Source organism: Haloferula sp. A504 (assembly GCF_044385805.1).
GTDB lineage: Bacteria > Verrucomicrobiota > Verrucomicrobiia > Verrucomicrobiales > Akkermansiaceae > Haloferula.
In genome coordinates this window covers 45,806-64,028 of record NZ_JBISBU010000014.1, presented here as the reverse complement: position 1 = coordinate 64,028, position 18,223 = coordinate 45,806, and the positions used below count along the sequence as shown (strand labels likewise).

The following is an 18,223-nucleotide window of genomic DNA, read 5'->3' as shown; positions in this document are numbered from 1 at the left end:
AGGCGGTGCGCGACAGTGTCGTGCGTTCCGTTCCGGTTTTCTGAACTCTCAATTCTGAACTCTTCACTCGAACGTGGAGCATCTTCCCGAAACCTACTACCTCGACCCCGAGACCCTCCAGCGCCTCGGGGACCTCGAGTTGATCGCCCGCGAGTTGGTGGAAGGACTGCGCGTCGGCAGTCACCGCAGTCCGCTCAAGGGGTTCAGCACCGAGTTCGCCCACCACCGCCAGTACACCCCGGGCGATCCGATCCGGGACATCGACTGGCGCGTGTTCGGCCGCACCGAGCGCTACTACACCAAGCTCTACGAGGCGGAGACCAACTTCGACTGCCACCTGCTCATCGACGCCAGCGCCTCGATGACCTACGCCTCGGGCAAGGTCAGCAAACTCGAGTATGCCAAGTTCCTGGCGGCAGGCCTCGCCTACATCGTCCTCAAGCAACGCGACTCGGTGGGCCTGTCGGTCTTCGACTCCGAGGTCCGGGCCTATCTCCCGCCGCGGTCGACCATGGGCATCCTGCTGCAGATCGACCGCCTGCTGCGGGAAACGAAGTCGGTGCCGCGCACCACGCTCGCCAAACAACTTCACGACATCGCCGTGATGGTGAAGCGCCGCTCGTTCGTGATCGTCATTTCCGACCTGCTCACCGGCGTCGACGACGTGCTGGGCGGCCTCGACCACCTTCGCCACGACGGCCACAACGTCCTCGTCCTCCACACGCTTGATCCCTACGAGATCCAGTTCCCGTTCGACGGCCTCTGGCGCTTCGACGGGCTCGAGCAGGAGGAACCCGTGACCACCCAACCCGACCGCATCCGGGAGGATTACCTCGGTCGGTTCGAGGAACACTGCGAGGCGCTGAAGGCCGGCTGCATTGCCAGCCACATCGACTACGCCCTGGTGGACACCTCGCGCCCACTCGATGCCTTCCTGAGTGAATTCTTCCACGAAAGGCAGGAAACCATGAACGGAGGATCCGCCGGAGCCGCACGACCATGAGCTTCCTCAATCCATGGCTGCTGCTCGCCGGACTCGGGATCGCCCTGCCGATCCTCGCCCACCTGCTCAACCGCCAGAAGGTCAAGCGGACCGACTGGGCGGCGATGCAGTTCCTCAACCGCAACGTCCGGGTCCGCTCGCGCCAGATCCGCCTGCGCGACCTGCTGCTGCTCATCCTGCGCTGCGTGGCACTGCTGCTGCTCGTGCTGGCACTTTCCCGGCCGGCATGGACCGGTGATGCCTCGTGGCTGCCGGGCGAGCGGCGGGCCGGCGTGGTCATCGCCATCGACTCGTCCTTCAGCATGGGCGAGGCGGGTGCCGGCACCAGCCGCTTCGACGAGGCGCTGAAGCGCGTCGAGGTGATCCGCGGCGAGATGCATCCGGGCGACCCGGTCACCCTGGTGATGCTCGGCGACCAGCATCGGGTGATCCTGCGCAACATGGCCTACGACGAAGAGCGCTTCGAGCAGGCGCTGCAGGAGCTGGATGCCGGACCCGGCGCCCTCGAACTCGGCAGCGCGCCGAAATTCCTCGCCGACCTGGTGACCGACATGGAGGCGCCGCAGAAGGAGGTCTACCTGATCACCGACGGCCAGGCGACCGACTGGAAGCAGCCTTCCGCCCAGCTCCGGAAGGCCCTCGCCGACCTCGGCACACAGGCGCAGGTCTTCGTCGTTCCGGTTCCGGGCGAGGCCGCCAACCTTGCCGTGACCGGCCTCGAGCTGGTTCAGGGGGTGCTGCGCAAGGGGACCACCGCCCGCTACCAGGCCACCGTGCGGAACTGCGGGCCGGCCGCCGCTTCCAACATCGAGGTGCAATGCCGCGTCGACGGCGTCGAGATCGACCGCAAGAACATCCCGCTGATCGCGGTCGGCGCGTCGGAAACCGTGTCCCTTTTCGTCCCCTTCCACAATCCGGGCGCGACCGGGATCACCGCCGAGATCACCGGCGACGGCCTGGCCGCGGACAACGTCCGGCGCACCGTGGCGGTGGTGCGCGACCGCGTCTCGGTGCTCTGCGTCGACGGCTCGACCGGGGATGCCGGCCGGGTGGTGACGGCCGCGCTGCTGGCGCGGGCCGACGGCGTGCAAGGCGAGGACTACGTGGTGCGCGCGGTGCCGTGGTTGTCGCTCCCGGCCGAGAACCTCGAAGAGGTTGACGTGATCATTTTCGCCGACGTGCCCGAGATCACCGAGGAGCAGGCCGCCCAGCTCGAGCGCTTCGTTCGCAAGGGCAGCGGCCTGGTCTGGTTCGGCGGCGACAACGTCAAGCCCGCCGCCTGGAACAAGCTCGCCGCGAGCGGCGCCAACCCCTTGCTTCCCGGTGAAATCGGCAGCCGCGTCGACACCAGCGACGCCCTCGGTGCCGGCAAGCCGCTCGATCCGGAGATGCCCGACCACACGGTGTGCCTGCCGCTGCTCTCGCTGCCGGAAGACCTCTTCAGCGAGACCCGAATCCTTCGTCAGTTCGAGGTCAGCCCCCGCGCCTCGGCCTTTCCCATACTGCAGCTGGCCGGAAGCGGGCTGCCCGTGCTTCTCGAGCAATCGCTGGGCCGCGGCCAGGTCTTCATGTTCACCACGACCGCCGACACCGCGTGGAACAACATGGCGCTGACCCCGGTCTTTCCGATGGTCATGCAGCAGATCGTGACCTACCTCTCGGGCCGCGAATTCGAGCGCCCGAGAATCGTCGGCGACTCGCTCACGCTGACCTACGTCGAACAGCCCGATGCCAGCGATGCGGTCTTCGACACGCCCTCCGGGGAAACGATCACCGTGCCGGTCCGCGAAGTCGGCGGGCAGTTCGTCGCGCTTCTCGAAGAGGCACCCGAGGCGGGCTACTACACCGCCCGTGTCAGCGTCCAGGCGGCCGGCCTGCCGATCGCGGTGAATGTCGACCCGCGGGAGTCGGAGGTCGCCTGCCTGCCCGAGGCCGAACTCCGTGCCAATCTCGAAGGCCTCGGCCTCGACGTCGTCACCGGCGATGCCGAACTCGCCGCGGCGATCGGCACGACCCGCACCGGCCGCTCCGCGTGGCGCGTCTTCATGATGGCCGGCCTCGCCTTCCTGGTGATCGAGGCGCTGTTCGCCAACCGCCTGCTGACGCGGGCCCGCCGCCGCAAGGACCAACCCGTCAACCCCGTGCCGCAGGAGGCCTGAAGCCATGATCATCGCCGCCGGATTCGACGACTTCTTCTGGGCCCGCCCGTTGCCCGCACCGCTCATGATCGCGGCCTTCGCCGCGGTGGTGCTGCTCACGCTCTTCCTCTACCGCCGCTCGTGGGGGCTGCCGGTCTGGCTGAGGATTCTCCTCGGCGCGGCCCGCCTGATCGCGCTGGCGCTGATCGTTGCCTCGCTTTTCGAGCCGACCCGCGTGGTCCGCGAGACCCACACCCAGGCGCGCACCCTGCCGGTGCTGATCGACGTCTCCGAGAGCATGTCGATGCAGGACCCGCGCAAGAACTCGGAGGACGTCGCCGACGCCGCGGCCGCGCTGGGCATGCTCGCCGAGGATGAATCCGAACCGGACCACGTGGTGATGGGGCTCGACGCCGACCAGCGGCAGGCCATCCTTTCCGCGTCGCGGCTGGACCTCGCCCGCGGCATCCTCACCGACTCGGCGCAGGCGGTCTTCGAGGGACTGGGTGACTCGCTCGACATCAGCTACCACAGCTTCGGCCGTTCACCGCAGATCGTCAGCGACGCCAATACGGTCACCGTGGATGATCTCGCCGGACTCACGCCCTCGGAGCCGACCACCTCCATCGCCGCGTCGCTGGAAAGCGTGGCCAAGTCGGGTGCCACCGCGCCGGCCGGCATCGTGATGCTCACCGACGGCATCGACAACGCCTCCTCGCAACGCACCGAGGCCGTCTTGCGGGATCTCGGCGCGCGCGGGATCCCGGTCTTTCCGGTGCCCATCGGGCTCGAGGAACCCGACGACGTGTCGATCCGCAACATCGTCATGCAGGAGGTCGCCTTCTCCGGCGACCGCGTGCCGGTCAAGGTGCAGTTGCTCTCGAAGGGCTACGAGAAGCGCACCGCGAGGCTCACGGTCCGGCTCAATGATCGCCAGGTCTCGCAAAAGCGGGTGCGCTTCGAGGGTGGCCTGCAGTTCGAGGACGTTGATTTCAACGTCGACATCTACGAGAAGGGCGCGGCCCGCATCGAGGTGGCGATCGAGCCCTTCGACGACGAGGTCTCGGTGACGAACAACCGCGTCGACCGTACCATCCGGGTGGTCAACGAGAAGGTGAAGGTGCTCTACATCGAGGGCAACAACCGATGGGAGTTCCGTTACCTCTCCGCGATCCTCAAGCGCGACCCTCGCCTCGACACCACCTTCATCTCGTCGTGCGCCGGCCCCGAGTTCGCTCGCAACTCGCCCGAGCACATCGAGCGCTTCCCCTCGAAGCGCGAGGATGCGTTCCAGTACGACCTGGTCATCCTCGGCGACGTCGACGCCGCGTTTTTCACACCCGAGGAACTCGGCCTGCTCGAGGAGCTCATCCGCGACCGCGGCGGCTCGCTGCTGGTGCTCTGCGGGCCGATGCACACCCCCGCCTCCTTCGCCGACACCCCCGTCGAGACCATGCTGCCGGTGCGTTTCGATCCGGACAGCGAGTGGGAGATCACGCCGGAATCCACCTACCCGGTGCTCACCTCCGAGGGACGTAGTAGCATGGTCATGCTGCTTGAGAATTCAACCGAGGAGAACGATCGCATCTGGAGTCGCGTCGCCCCGCTCGACCACCTGCCGCCGCTGATCGGCGCCAAACCGGGCGCCACCGTGCTGGCCACGCTTTCCGATGCCAGCGGCGGCTCGCAGCGCTACCCGATGGTGGCCTGGCAGCGCTACGGCACCGGCAAGTGCCTGTCGCTCGCCACCGACCGCCTCTGGCGCCTGCGCTTCAAGACCGGTGACAAGTACCACTGGCGCGTCTGGTCGCAGTGCATCCAGTTCCTCACGCTTTCGCGCCTGATGGGCGAGCACAAGCGCATCCGCCTCGAGACGGACCGCTCGACCTACCGCGACGGCGAACAGACGCGGCTCTACGCCCACGTGCTCGACGAGGACTTCGAATCGGTCGTCCAGCCGTCCTTCGAGATCACGGTCAGGGGCGTCGGCGACAACGCCCTGACCGAACGCGTGCGCCTCCAACCGGACCGCACTTCGCCCGGCCTTTACGAGGGCTACTTCACCGCGCCGGTGCCCGGCCGCTACCGCCTCGAGGCCAACGAGGACGACCGCGAGGTTTCCAACACCACCGAGTTCCAGGTGGCGGTCGTGAACGAGGAACTGGCCGACACCAACATGCAGCTCCCAGGCCTGCAACGCATCGCCCAACTGACCGGAGGACAGGTGCTGGGCGTGCGCGACCTGCCAAGGCTCGGCGGTCTGGTGGATGACGAACCGATCACGACCACGGTCCGCTCCGAGCGCCCGCTGTGGGACAACGCCCTGGTGGCCGTCCTGCTGGTCGGCCTCCTCGGGATGGAATGGCTGCTGCGCCGACGACACGACCTGACCTGATGAGCGAATCCAATCCCAGTGCCCTGACCCACTGCCTTCGCGCCGTCTGGATGCGGATGCAGCGCAAGCATTTGCTCGGCGGCCTGCTGGCCTTCGCCCGCTGGTTCGTGCCGCTGTTCCTGATCGCCATCATCATCGACCGCTACACCTTCCTTCCCGGCTGGGCGCGGGCGGGCCTTGCGGTGATCCTGCTGGGCGTCGCACTGCGCCAGGCCTGGCGTCACGGCTGGTCGCGACTGCGGAGCTTCAACGCCACCCGCATCGCACGGCAGGTCGAAGACCACCGGGGCGGCATGGACAGCCTGCTGGTCACGGCGGTGCAGTTCGAGAAAAGCGGCGCCGCTCCCGGCACCTCCCCGGCCATGTGGGAGGCGGCCCAAAGCCTCGCCGAACAGGCCGCCCAGGACATTCCCCCACGGGAGGTGGTCACGCTGCGGGATCTCAGCTTCCCCTTGCGGATCGCCCTTGGAGTCGTCGCGGTACTGGCCGTGATTGCCGTGCTCAACGGTTCCTTCCTCGCCGCCGGAATCGGACGCATGTTCACGCCGTGGCTGGCGATCGACTACCCGACCGACACCCGCATCGAGCTCGGGGAAGGTGATCTCGTGCTCAAGGAAGGCGCGGCGGCGAGCATCGAGATCGGCCTCTCAGGCTCGGTCCCGGAAAGCGCCCTCATCGCCCTCCAAACCGGCGAGGGACGGCCCCGCGAAATCGAGCTCGAGGTGATCGACGGACGCTGCACCTACGAGATCGCCTCGGCCTCGCGAAATTTCACCTACCGCGTCCGGGCCGGCGATGCACGCAGCGACTGGCGGCAGGTGCGGGTGATTCCCGCGCCCCGCCTCGCGGAGGTCAAGGTGGACCTCGACTTTCCCGACTACATCGATCGCGAGACCGAGACGGTCGAAGCACTCACCCTCACCGTGCCCGAGGAAACCGCGGTCCGCTGGCACCTGACGCTCGACACCCCGATCCGCGAGGCCACGCTCCATCGCGACGGCGCCGAAGACCTGCCGCTCACGGTCGGTGACGACGGCCGCACGCTCTCGCTTTCCGAATCCGCCTCGGCCTCGCGGGGCTACAGCTTCTCGTGGATCGAGGATGAGCACGGCTTCGACTTCACCAGCCCACGCTATTTCCTTCAGGTGGCATCGGACCAGGCGCCCCGGATCGAACTGGTCGCGCCAGAGTCGAACCTGGACGCCATGCTCGGCCGCCCGCTGGAGCTCATCGTTCGCGCCCAGGACGACCACGGCATCGGCACCACGACCATCACCTACCGGGTCAACCGACGCCCGGAGAAGGTCGTCAAGCTCCCCCAGCCCGTCAGCGGCGAGGGCGAGCAGAAGCTCGACTGGGACTACCGCGAGGAACTCCCCGACCTGCAGATCGGCGACTCGGTTTCCTTCGTCGTCGAGGTGGCCGACAACTACCCCGGCGAAGACGGCACGCACCGCGCGCGCACCGAGTCCCGCCGCATCACCTTCCTCTCCCGCGAGGACTACCTCGCCGGCATCACCAAGCAGATGGAGCGGCTGCTCACCCGCGTGCGCAACCTCTACCGCCAGGAGCGCGCCGCCCATGAGCTGGTTCTCGGGCTCGATCCCCGGGCCGATTCCTACCTGCCGACCTGCCAACTCGAGGCGATCCGGCAGGAAATGGTCCGCGAGCAACTCGTCAATACCTCCGATCAGGTGCAGGCCCTGCTCGACGACCTGGCGGCCAACCAGGTCAGCGATGCGGTCGAGAGCGACATGCTCGGGCTGGTGCGCGACGAACTCCGCACCATCGCCACCGAGGATGTCGCCGGAGCCGCCGACTTGCTGCGCGGCCAGGTGGGCACCGGAACCCGCGACCCGCAGCCCTCCATCGCCGCCGTCAACAAGGCCGCGCGGGAACTGGGCGAACTGGTCATGCGACGCGGCATCGACGCCGCCCGTGAGGTCTTCGCCCGCGAAACGAACATGCTGGCCGACGAACTGGCCCGCCTGCGGCTGCAACTGCTCACCGCCACGCCGGAGCAGGCCGAAGCCCTCGCCGCGGCCCACGAGGAGGTGGCCACCTGGACCGATGAACTTCTGGATCAACTCGATGCCCACATGCGCTATGACGAGAAGGCACTGCACGTGCTGGGCCTGAACCGCCGCATCCACGCCCTGCGGACGGGTGCCTTGAGCGAATCGATCCGGAAGGTGGCCACGCTCACCCGCGACGGCAAGGTCATCGAGGCCGCCGTGGGCTCCTATCCCCTGATCCGTCCCCTGCTGGAGGCGGAATTCACCATGCGCAGCGGTTCGCAGTATGCCCAGCTGCGCGATCTGCGGGAACGGGTGGATTCCATCATCACCGCCCAGACATCGCTGGCCGACGAGATCAAGAACGCCGGAGAACTGAGCGAGGCCTTTGCCGGACGGCAGTCCCGACTGCGTGACCAACTGGTGCTGGCCGCCCTCCCCTCGATCCCCGCACCCCGCGCCGGTCTCTTCGATCTCACCCTGATGCCGGAGCCACCCAGTGACGAGCGACGCCTGCAGGCGGAGGCCTCGATGGCCGACGCGCTCACCGCCCTGCAGAACAAGGATCGGGATGCAGTGGTGACCGCGCAGACCGATGCTTTGACGGCCTTGAACGACTTCGCCGCCATTCTTGAAGTCTGGTCGGTGGAACTGGCACAGATGTCCCTGGGCGTTTCCGCCGATGTCTCCGACGCCACCAACCGCCTCGGCGTGCTCGAGCAGTTCGAGGCCCGGCAGATCGCCCTGCTCGAGCAGACCGAGGAAGCCGCTCTCGACGAAAAGAACCCGCCGGGCCTGCTCGACGACCAGCTCGCCATGATCGAGGAGGTGGAGCTTTTCCGCGCCGAGTTGGCACAGGGCGACGAAGGCCCGCCCAAGGCGGCCCTTCCCTTGATCAACCGGCTCGATGCCGTCCACCGGGCGATGAAGTCGGCCGCAACCCAGCTCGAGGCGAAGAAGGGCGAAGAGGCTCTCGAGCCGCAGGAAGACGCCGCCAATGCCCTCGCCGAAGCGCGCGAGATCGCCGAGGCCCAGCTCGGCCAGCTCAACAAGCTGCAGGCCCTGATCGGCTTCCGGCAATCGGTGGCCAAGGCGACCGCGGGCATGGCCGATGTCGTCGGCGGGCAGAACGACCTGATCGCCGCGACCCAGGAGGCGGACGAGCAAGACCTCGAAGCGCTGCTTGCTCCCCAGAACAACCTGCTCACCTGCCTCAGCGACATCGCCCCATCGCTCGACCTGGTCGCCGCCCGTCTCGACGTGGGAACCCCGCTGGTTTTCGCCGCATCCGACGTCGAGGACGCCCTGCTGGCGATGGAGGACGGCGATGCCGAGGACGCCGCCGAGATCCAGGAGATCGCCGTCGAGTCGCTGGCCAAGGTTCAGGGGCTGGTCGGCGAGATCGCGGTCCAGACCGGCTACGTCGCCGAGATCGTCGAATACCTCAACAACGCCCAGTCCGACGCGGAGTTCTTCGCCTTCCGCCAGCGCCAGCTGCGTGAAGAGCAGCCGGATGATGCCGCTGCCAAACAGCAGGCACTCACCTCCGACGTGGACGCTTTCTGTCGCGTCCTGTCCGAAGTCGCCGGCAAGGTCGATTTCGAACGGCTCGACGAAAAGACCCGCGACAGACTCGAGGACCTTGACCTGAGCATCGATTTTCAGGCCCCGGCTTCGTCGATGAAGGAAGCGGCGCAACTCATCAAAGCGGGACAGGATGCCGCCGATGCCATGACCGCCGCGGAGAGCGCCCTCCGGGCGGTCGGAGGCCAGATGGGCGTCATCATCGAAATGCTCACCGGCCTGCCTTCCACTCCGGTCACCAATGCCGAGCCGCCCGAACTTCACCGGCTGATTGATGTGCTCGACGTGGCCAGCAAGAACCGTCAACTGCTCCGCCGGACCCATGGTGCGGCGGACCAGTACCTCGCCGCCCTCGCTCCCGATCAGGAGAGCCTCGCCGCGAAGCTTGAAGCTTTCCGCGAGGGCGAAATGGGAGACCCGGCCGTGGCGATCGCTCATGACCAGATCAAGACCGCGGCGACGGCCCTCAAGTCCTCGCGCAAGGGCGACGCCACCCAGGCCCAGATCGCGGCCGACCGAGGCCTTCGCCACTTCATCATCCAATGGGCTCTGATCCTCAACACTGCCCCACCTCCCCCGTCGGCCAGCGACAGCGATGTGCTGACCGAGTCCGAAACCAACGACCTCTATGAGACGGAGATCAGCGGCTTCGTCGCGGATTTCGTCAGTGGTGAGGCGCCCGGCGACAAGGAATCCGAGTGGGAGATCCTCGGCGAACGCAACCGCGCCGCCTTGAACCAGAACTTCGCCCGCGAACTGCCGCTCGAGTACCGCGCCACGCTCAAGAACTACTACGAACGCGTCGCGAAATGAAAAATCCGAATGACCAAGAACCCAAACACCCAATGAAATCCGAAATTCCCAAGTTCGAGTTCTGGCGTGCGTCCCGCCTAACATTCGGATTTCGTCCTTCGTCATTCTTTGGGTGTTTGGGTGCTTGGGTATTTGGGTGCTTCTCCCTCCTCTCGCCCGTGCACGCTCAAAGCGACCCCGAGCCTCCTGCCGGGACCGAAGCCCCCGAGCTGACCGAGGCGGCCGACCTCGCCATCGAGCGGGGTCTGCAATTCCTGATCAACACGCAGCGGCAGGACGGCTCGTGGGCCAGGGAAGACGGCACCTTCTCCACGGCCGGCACTTCGCTCGGGCTCATGGCCTTCATGGTGAAGGGCCACTTCCCCGGCTTCGGCCGCTACGGGGCGGCGCTCGACCGCGCCAAGGAATACCTGCTCAAGAAGGCCGAGGAGTCATCCACCGGATACATGCCCGGGATGTATGAACACGGGCTCTACACCCTGTGCCTCTCGGAACTCTGGGGCATGACCGCGAACAACGAAGACAACGCCCGCATCCAGTTGCAGCTGGAACGGGCCGTGCAGGTCATTCTCCGGGCGCAGAGTCCGTTGGGGGGCTGGCGCTACCATGCGCGTCCGGATTGCGGTCAGGACACCTCGGTCACAGCCATGGTCTTCGTCTCCCTCGCTTCGGCTCGTCAGGCCGGAGTCCTCGTCCCGACCGAGACCATCGACCGGGTCGTCGGCTACCTGCGGGACCAGGTCTGGAACGAGAAGACCGGTGGCTTCGGCTACCAGGGCAGCGGCGGCTCGACCCTCGCCTGCACCGCTGGCGGTGCCTACGCCGCCCAGCTGTGCGGCATGCGCGACACCGAGTGGGTGCAGGCCGCGGTCCGCTACCTCGAGAACAGCCCCAAGGTCTTCAACCGCGAGGAGATCGGCTACTACTACTACGCCCACTACTACGCCATCCAGGCCATGGTGCAGGCCGGCGACGAGCACTACGCCAAGTGGTATCCCCAGATCCGCGACGCCCTCATCGCCCTGCAGCAGCCCAACGGCTCGTGGGAAAATCCCAAGAAGCCCTACCCCCACACCACGCCGATGGCCATCATCATCCTCGGCACGCCGCACCGCTACATCCCGGTGTATCAGGAGTAGGCCGATTCAGTTCTCCTACTCTTCCAAGCGCTCCACCTTCACGCGAGCAAAGACCGGGCCAGACCCATCCGAGAGAAGTTGCTCCACCCATTCGAAGCCCCTGGGCACGTCATCGGCGGAGATTTCTTCGTTAGCATCCAGTGGTTGCCAGCCGGCCAGCGAGGATGTCGACTCGGCGAAGACCCGCAGCGTGGGGTCGTCCATCCGGCGGAGGTAACGAACATGGATCCCGGTGACACGACGTTCCAATCGAAGAATCGGCGAGAAATCGGCGAAAGCAGCAGAACTTCCTGTCCCATACTCCAACAAGTTCGAACGACCGTCGAAATCCGGATCGGCGGTCTCGAGCAGGTCTGCTGCAGGCGTGCCTTCAGGCATCTCGTGGGCGATCCAGTATTCGAAGTCCGACCTCACCGTAGCCGGCAATGTCGAAAAGCCGCCTTCCGACTCTCCCCCGAAGACAACGGAGGCTTCACCGAGATGCCGGGTGTAAAAACCCTCGAAACCGCCGACTTCATCCTCTGGAACCACCCCGGGGAGCCGGAGCAAGGAAAATTCATCGGCATCCGCTGCTTGGGGCGCGTTGAAGATCAGCAAATGGAGTCCAGCCACCTCCGTGCCCGCAGGCGTCTGCACCACCGACTCAAAGCCCCCGTTGTTGCCGGTTGCCCCCACCCCGACGGCCGTACTGCCAAGCGGAGCCGAAGCTGCCATCACGCTTTCGACTCCTTCCTCTGCAAGCTGCTCGATCTCGGACGAATTCAATCCGGGGAAGATGACAATTTGAATCAAGTCCCCTTCATCGAGCGGCATTCCCGAGGCCTCAAACAGTGAGGCAGGTCCAAAGTCTTCGCCGAGATTGGAAAGAATGAGGTCCGCTGCCAAGGCCTGCCCCAGGGTGCCGAGAAGGACTGCCACCAGCAAGTTTCGTACTTTCATGACTCTGTTTCTTCAATGATCCGGATCAGGCCGCCCGGGCGCCGCTCACAGTCGACCCAGCAACGCTCTCCCTCGGCGGTGACCGTCGGACTCCAATCCTCCCACCCCCGATAGGAAGCGGCACTCCACTGCACGCGATAGGCAACTCCCGGCTCCGAATACCATTCGACCCGAATGCCCGAATCTCGCGATTTCACGTCGATCAATTCCGCCCCTTCAACACCCGCCGGAGCTGAGCTTCTGGCAAGCGGTGTCGAGGCTGCCGGGCCCAGACTCGTGGGAATCGTGAAACCCTCGAATCTGACAAACTTCGATACTCCCCTGCGGTGGAACTCCAGAGCTTCAAAAAGTTCAACCGGATATGCCGAGGCCGGTCCGGACTGCCCGATCTCTCGCCATTCGAAACCGGACCCGGACGAGGAGGCGCGATAGAAGAAGGGACTGACACCGCTCTGCCAATCGTGGATGCGGATCACATCGGAAGCGGGAGCGGATCGGCCCGACTGGATGTCGAACACTCCGGCACTCTGGAAATAGTCAGCCACACTTCCCTCCAATGGATTGACCCCCATGCTGAGAAAATTCCGACCGGTCCAAACTCGAAAATAACGCTGCCTTGAGGGCATCGGAACGGCGCCTACAACAAGAAAGGAGAGGATCTCGTCCCCCCGGCGCGTGTAAAGTAGCGGACAGGGATGAGGAACGACGGTAGCCGACCGGTCTCCCGCGGCGGCGTCCTCAGCATCGACCCAACCCACTCCCTCCTTGGCAAACAGGGTGGTGGTTTCCTGAAGTTGGGGATTCCAGATACCGATGAGGTCCGAATTCTCCGGGTCGGTTCCCCAATTGATCTCGGCCTGGGTCGCGCGCGACATGATGCCGCCCACGGTCCGTTCCGAAATGACCTCAAGCATGTCTCCCGCCTGGATCATTCCCATTGGATCAAACCGGGTGGTGAGCGAGGCGCCGGAGATCGCGGCCACGCGCATGGACACTCCCTCTCGAAGCCCTTCCCGCACCTGGAGAAAGCACGACCCCAGGCGGGACACATTCTCCTCACTGACCGCCCAAGCGAGACTGATTACATTGCCACTCACGGCCGAAACAGGGACTCGAATCCCGTCCATCCGGTAGAGGCCCAAGGGCAGGACCCGCTGCTCCCCCGGCACTGCTTCAAGAGTGGTGTAGCCAACCGGATCGGTTACGTCTCCACGGGCCGGCACCAGTTTGCCGCACCCCAAAATCATGACTGAAACCACCACGAAGCAACGATTGTGAAACTTTGCCACCGGCGGTCTCAGGGTCATGGGGAAAGGCTACCGTGCCCACCCAGAATTTGAAGGCTGAAATCTGACAGCGAGCTGCTGGACCTTCTCTGCAACCTGCTTGCGCGCCCCTGCGGATCGACCGAGGTTCCACCCGGAAGCGGCTACGAATACCGACACGCATCCGGTGCCCCTCACCGGGCTGTTAACCAGACAGATGGCAACATCGGCCGACCGGCATACTCGTGGACAGATTTCCCGGCGAAAGAGGAACCTGCTCCGGCACGTTACAGAGGGCCACACTGCGCTCTCATGCAATTCCACAAGCACCTGTCCCCTGCCACCGCACTGGCGGCGACCGTCATCGTCCTGATCCCGGCCGCCGGGGCCCGGAATCAGGAAGAAATCCCGCTCAGCACCCGCGGCAGCGAACTTCACGAAAACTACACCAAGGAACTGGAATCACTTCGGGCGGAGGTGGTTGCCGCCCTGCCCGGGATTGATGAGGCCAGGAGGTCGCGCTTCATGGGGCTCCGGAAGACCTGGGACGGGATCTCCGGGGTCAACGATGACACCCCGCCCGCTGAGCGGAAGGCCATCGAGGAATTGCGCGAGCAGACCGAGAGTGCCTCCCTCGATGCCGCCGGTGCCCTGCTGGAAGACCTGGCTCCGACCCTCGCCTCGGATGCCCTTGATTCGAAACTGATGCGGATCGCCGTGCTCACCCATGCCACGCCCCGTGGCCTCGCCGAATTCGCCCAGAAAGGTGACAAGCACAAGAAGCTGCTCGACGACTTCTTCGCCGACGACGCCCTGATGCGCCAGGTGCTCGAGGCCGGCGGGGCCAACGGCGGTGAATACGGCGAGATGATGGAGGTCTACACCGCCATCCTCGATGCCAGCGAGCGCGCCCGCGAGCGCGGCACCATCTTCCAGCGGCTGGCACTGGGCATGGCGATCCAGATGCCGTGGCTCAACGCCGAAAGCACCGGCGGCGAGGAGGGCAGGGCCGGCATCCATGCCACCGTCTTCAGCGCGAATGCCAACATCAAGCAGATCCCCCGCTACCTGCACTATGAGAAGGCCTATCTCGATGGCGAACTCGATCCCGCCTTCCCCGAAATGAATACCTGGGAATGCCGCTTCATCGCCAACGATCCCTACAGCAACGAGGACCTCGCGTGGTTCCGCCAGATGCTGCGTGTCTACCGCCCGGACCACATCCGCATGGACGATTACAAGTGGCGCTACATCCGCATCGTGAAGAGCGACGTGCCCTATTGCAGCCCCACCGACGACCCCGCCCTGGGCACACCCGGCCAGCAGCACATCGCGCTCGGCGGCATCTGCGGTCGCCGCGCCTACTACGGCCGCTTCTCCACCCGCGCCTTCGGGATTCCTTCACGACAGTCGACCCAGACCGGTCACGGCGCGATGAACCACTGGACGCCCGACGGCTGGGTGATCTGCCTCGGGGCCTGGTGGTCGATGGCCTGGTGCGGACCGTGGGGCGGCCTGGATTTCCTGCTCGATTCCCAGGCTCGTGAGTTCGAGGAGGATTATCAACTCGTGCGTCGTGCCCAGTGGATCGGAGACGCCTACGATGAGCCGGACACCGCGCTATCGAACGGCAGCTATGGCAAGGGTGGCGGCTTCTGGAACAGCCTCGCCTTCGTCAAGAAGCAGATCATCGTCAAGAAGGCCGAGGTCGAAGCGCTTGAATTGGTGGGAGGCATGGAACTCGGCGAGTCCGACAACCTGATCGGCGACGAGGAAGGCGAGGACATCGAGATTCCGGATGAGTTCAAGGAAATCACGGTGGCCGACGACGGGATCATCACCATTCCCGCCGTGGCCTGCTACTCGCCCCGCAAGCCCAGCGACCGCATCCTTTTCCTGGAAAGCTGGGAAGACGGCTACCAACTCCACTACAGCCGCCTGGGCCAGCGCCCCGAGTTGTTCAAGTACCGCGTCGAAGTCCCGGCCGCGGGAGAGTACGAGCTCACCGCGCAGGCCGCGACCGTCTCCCCCGACCTCGAGGTCCTCGTCCGGATCAACCGTGACGAGCCCACTCCCTTCGCGATGCCCTACACCAAGGGCCTTTGGCAGACCTCCGAGCCGACGAAGGTGACGCTGTCCGAGGGTCGCAACACGATCAGCGTGACCGCCCGGGTTCCCAATCGCGGAGTCAGCATCAAGAACTGGCAGATCAAGCCGGTGCAGTGATGCTTTCCAGACCCTCACCTGCCATGAGCGCCATCCTGGTTCCGCCACGCCTCGTCGTGCTCGCCCTCGGCATCCTCGCGACGCTTTTCCTGGGCCTGCCACGGGCATCGGGCGAGGAGGCCATCACCGAAGCGACCATCACCGAGCTCGAACAGGCGCTGGTCGAAGCCACGGACGCCTCGTCGGACGCCCGCAAGCGGCTCGCGGTGCGCCGCGTGATTCGTGACACCGAGTTACTCATCGAGGCCCACGCCGGCAAACCGGAGCGCTTTCTCGCGCTCGAGTTCCTGTTCCGGGCGCAGCAGCAGCTCATCGCGATGGACGATGATTCCAAGCACCGGGCGGCCCTGATGAAAACCTGCGCCGAACTGGTCAAGGCGCCGGACGAGTATGCGCACTTGAAGTTCCAGGCCGACCTCCTGCTTTCCCAGACCGAACTCGCCAAGAGCGGAGCCAGCGACGAGGAACGCGCGGCGGCGCTTCGGCCGCTCATCGAGCGCTACATTGAAACCAAGGAGGGAGCCAAGGTGCTGCGCGTGGCGATGGTGATGGCTCTCGAACTGGGCGACGTCAAGTTGGTCGCGGATCTCCGCGAACTCATCGCCGTCCACTACGCGGCCGATCACGAGATGATCCAGTTCCAGCGCGACAAGCTGGGCGGGCAGGTGCTTGGGGTTCCATTCGCCGGCAGTTTCAAGCGCTCCGATGGCAAGCTCGTGCGCCTCCCGATGGACACCTTCGGCCGTTCGACCATGGTGCTGTTCTGGTCGAGGGAAGGCGAGGGACTTGCCCATGCCAAGGGACTCGCGGAGGCGACCCTCAAGGTCAAGGATCAGCTCCCGGGCCGGATGGAAATCCTGAGCTTCAATCTGGACGGCCTGCCCGACGCCGGAGAGTCCATCATCCGCGGCTTTGGCGCCGACTGGCAATGCCTGCATCTTCCAGGCGGCCGGGAAAACTCGATCTACAAGGCCTATGCCAGCCGGGATCCGCTGGCCATGCGGGTCAGTTCCACCGGCCAGGCCGCGCTGATCATGGAAGGCGTCGGCCGCACCAAGCTCACGGAGGACGGATCGGTCGACTTCGACCGCACCTTCGGTTCCGCCTTCGCACGTCAATGGACCCAGCCCGACTATTGCGCCCAGCTCAGCTCGCTGAGTGCCGGGGATTTCCTGGTGTTTGATCCGGCGGGCGGGATCGACCCGGCCCGTCCGCCCGAGCTCAAGGCCGTCTCCGCGGGCAAGATGCTCCCGCGCACGGGACAGAGCGTTCCCGAGGCAACTCTGCAGGCGATTCAGGAATGCTTTGTCGCCCCACCGACACGCTACCTCATTCCCCACGAGGAGATTCTTTCCCACTACCGCAAGGCCGTGGAGCTGGGCCGCAAGGCCGTGGTGGACCACCCCGACGCCCCGGACCTGTGGATCGTCAGGAACCGCCTGATCGTGGCCCTGCTCGGACTCTGGAAAGTCGGCGGTGACCTCGGCCAACTCGAAGCCGCGTTTGAGGAAGCCCGGGCGGCCGTCGCCACAGGCTATCCCGAGGGCTGTGACCTCGTCGCCCGCTTTTGTCTCGCCCGCGAAGCCTTGCGCGATCCGGAAGCCGACACGCGCCAGGTGCTGGACCGGTTTGTGGCCGAATCCGGCGGGGAAAAGGCACCCGGCCCGGGGCTCGCCGCGGCATCCATGCTGGCCTTGGACGTGGCCGAGCGCCTTCGCTTCGAGGAGTTTCGCGAAGTCATCCTCAAGCAGCATACGGAAGATCCGATGATGTGGATTTTCACCGCCTTCCTCCTCGACCGCCATCATCACTACTGGCTCTTCCAGGTGCCCTTCACCGCCGGCTGGTCCTATGGCCGGCGCGAGGGCTACTTCCAGACCAAGGGCGATCCGGAAGACGCCCACCGCATGTTGAAGGCCGACCTGCGCACGGCGGATGGAAAGTCCTTCCGCATTCCCGGGGATCTCAGCGCCGACTACACCGCCATCTTCTTCTCCAACCCCGGCCCTTGGAGCAGCAACCGCGACGACGGCCTCCCCCCGTCGCCCGTGCGTACCATTTCCGGCTTCACGGCATTCGCGGACGCCCGTCCGAGCGGGGATGTCCAAACGGCCTTGGCCGTCTTCGACGACGAACCGCACCCCGGCGTCATCAAGGACCACAAGGGCAACGACATTGAAATCCCCGGCATGATGCTGAGCCTGCCGGGCGGCCTCGACAACCCGCTGGTGCACCGGCTCGGCATGCTCTCCACCACTCGCGACGTGAACTCCGTGCTGGTGGACAAGCAGGGCCGGATTCTCGCCGCCATCTCCGGTCTGGCCACGCATTCCGACCGCAGTGGCAGCACTCTCGTCAATGTGGTGACCCACCAGGACGCCCTGAAGGTCGATGCCCTGCTGGAAGAGGGCAAATTTGATGCCGCCAGGGACTTCATCTTCTCCCTCGCGCCACCCTACGATCCCGAGGCGGTGGATGACCGCGGCCGCAAGCTGAGGAAGCCCAATTATGCACTCTCCCACCTGCGGGCACGCGCCCGCGTCTACATGGCCATGGAGGATTGGGACAAGGCCCTGGCCGACGCCGAGGAGATCTGCTCCCAACAGCTCAGCAAGGATGGCGGCATGAGCCTCCGCACCGACCAACTCGAGGCAGATGAGGCCCTGCGCGAGGAGATCAAGCAACAGATCGAAGAGACTCGCTAGG

The 18,223-nt window shown here is 65.5% G+C and carries 9 protein-coding genes; 7 read left to right on the top strand and 2 right to left on the bottom strand.

All coding sequences use genetic code 11. The features are described from left to right. Positions 1 to 73 precede the first annotated feature (73 nt). From ACG2LG_RS09140 to ACG2LG_RS09120, 5 genes are all read left to right on the top strand, one after another. Positions 74 to 1,003, top strand: a complete 930-nt coding sequence (locus tag ACG2LG_RS09140) for a DUF58 domain-containing protein (protein ID WP_396258320.1) — start codon at positions 74 to 76, stop codon at positions 1,001 to 1,003. Continuing rightward, the gene (locus tag ACG2LG_RS09135) at positions 1,000 to 3,162 is read left to right on the top strand and encodes a BatA domain-containing protein (protein WP_396258318.1); all 2,163 of its coding nucleotides are present in this window, start codon (positions 1,000 to 1,002) and stop codon (positions 3,160 to 3,162) included. Before ACG2LG_RS09140 ends, ACG2LG_RS09135 begins: the two co-directional genes overlap by 4 nt. A gap of 4 nt (positions 3,163 to 3,166) precedes the next feature. Next, on the top strand, positions 3,167 to 5,536 hold the full coding sequence (locus tag ACG2LG_RS09130; protein WP_396258317.1) for a hypothetical protein: 2,370 nt from the start codon (positions 3,167 to 3,169) through the stop codon (positions 5,534 to 5,536). Next, positions 5,536 to 9,948, top strand: a complete 4,413-nt coding sequence (locus tag ACG2LG_RS09125) for a hypothetical protein (protein ID WP_396258315.1) — start codon at positions 5,536 to 5,538, stop codon at positions 9,946 to 9,948. The genes ACG2LG_RS09130 and ACG2LG_RS09125 overlap by 1 nt, the downstream gene beginning before the upstream one ends. A 158-nt stretch (positions 9,949 to 10,106) precedes the next feature. Beyond that, positions 10,107 to 11,087, top strand: a complete 981-nt coding sequence (locus tag ACG2LG_RS09120; RefSeq protein ID WP_396258313.1) for a prenyltransferase/squalene oxidase repeat-containing protein — start codon at positions 10,107 to 10,109, stop codon at positions 11,085 to 11,087. A gap of 15 nt (positions 11,088 to 11,102) precedes the next feature. Here ACG2LG_RS09120 and ACG2LG_RS09115 read toward each other — a convergent pair whose 3' ends face one another. Both ACG2LG_RS09115 and ACG2LG_RS09110 read right to left on the bottom strand, forming a co-directional pair. Continuing rightward, complete coding sequence (locus tag ACG2LG_RS09115) at positions 11,103 to 11,972, bottom strand: hypothetical protein (protein WP_396258312.1); 870 nt, start codon at positions 11,970 to 11,972, stop codon at positions 11,103 to 11,105. Between the two features lie 50 nt (positions 11,973 to 12,022). Continuing rightward, positions 12,023 to 13,273, bottom strand: a complete 1,251-nt coding sequence (locus ACG2LG_RS09110; RefSeq protein WP_396258311.1) for a hypothetical protein — start codon at positions 13,271 to 13,273, stop codon at positions 12,023 to 12,025. 330 nt (positions 13,274 to 13,603) lie between these two features. Here ACG2LG_RS09110 and ACG2LG_RS09105 point away from each other — a divergent pair, with 330 nt between their 5' ends. After that, entirely contained in the window at positions 13,604 to 15,517 is a 1,914-nt protein-coding gene (locus ACG2LG_RS09105; RefSeq protein WP_396258310.1) for a hypothetical protein, read from the top strand. A gap of 23 nt (positions 15,518 to 15,540) precedes the next feature. Beyond that, the gene (locus ACG2LG_RS09100) at positions 15,541 to 18,222 is read left to right on the top strand and encodes a hypothetical protein (RefSeq protein ID WP_396258308.1); all 2,682 of its coding nucleotides are present in this window, start codon (positions 15,541 to 15,543) and stop codon (positions 18,220 to 18,222) included. Position 18,223 lies beyond the last annotated feature (1 nt).

Excerpts from the sequence above, each read along its gene's own strand:
- ACG2LG_RS09100 (WP_396258308.1), top strand. The coding sequence starts at position 15,541 with ATGAGCGCCATCCTGGTTCCGCCACGCCTCGTCGTGCTCGCCCTCGGC.
- ACG2LG_RS09125 (WP_396258315.1), top strand. The coding sequence starts at position 5,536 with ATGAGCGAATCCAATCCCAGTGCCCTGACCCACTGCCTTCGCGCCGTC.
- ACG2LG_RS09135 (WP_396258318.1), top strand. The coding sequence starts at position 1,000 with ATGAGCTTCCTCAATCCATGGCTGCTGCTCGCCGGACTCGGGATCGCC.
- ACG2LG_RS09105 (WP_396258310.1), top strand. The coding sequence starts at position 13,604 with ATGCAATTCCACAAGCACCTGTCCCCTGCCACCGCACTGGCGGCGACC.
- ACG2LG_RS09130 (WP_396258317.1), top strand. The coding sequence starts at position 3,167 with ATGATCATCGCCGCCGGATTCGACGACTTCTTCTGGGCCCGCCCGTTG.
- ACG2LG_RS09110 (WP_396258311.1), bottom strand. The coding sequence starts at position 13,273 with ATGATTTTGGGGTGCGGCAAACTGGTGCCGGCCCGTGGAGACGTAACC.